The sequence below is a fragment of the Pseudomonas sp. AC463 genome (assembly GCF_979253585.1).
The window spans coordinates 1-231 of record NZ_CEEDDZ010001241.1 but is presented as its reverse complement, the minus strand read 5'-3'; the positions used below and the strand labels follow the sequence as shown (position 1 = coordinate 231).

1 pseudogene is annotated in these 231 nt (G+C 57.6%); it reads right to left on the bottom strand.

The features are described 5' to 3' along the window. Positions 1 to 231: pseudogene (locus tag AC0IYH_RS34270) on the bottom strand (His-Xaa-Ser system radical SAM maturase HxsC); the annotation flags it as partial.

The window sequence follows — 231 nt, the reverse complement described above, 5'->3', positions numbered from 1 at the left end:
AGCAGAGGCTGTTGCAGCGATCGGTCATGAACAGCAGGTTGCTGTTGGACCCGCGTCGATAGAGCACACGTACAACTCGGGAGCCGGGAGATACGACGATTACGTCCCCTGGCTGCACGATGCTTGAGTCATTCGGGTTAGCCAGCTGTGTGCAATCAAAACCCTCAACGGCAGTGTCGCTTGTTGGCAGCAGCAAGCAGCCGACCGGCAGGGCCAGCAGCTGTTTTGAAT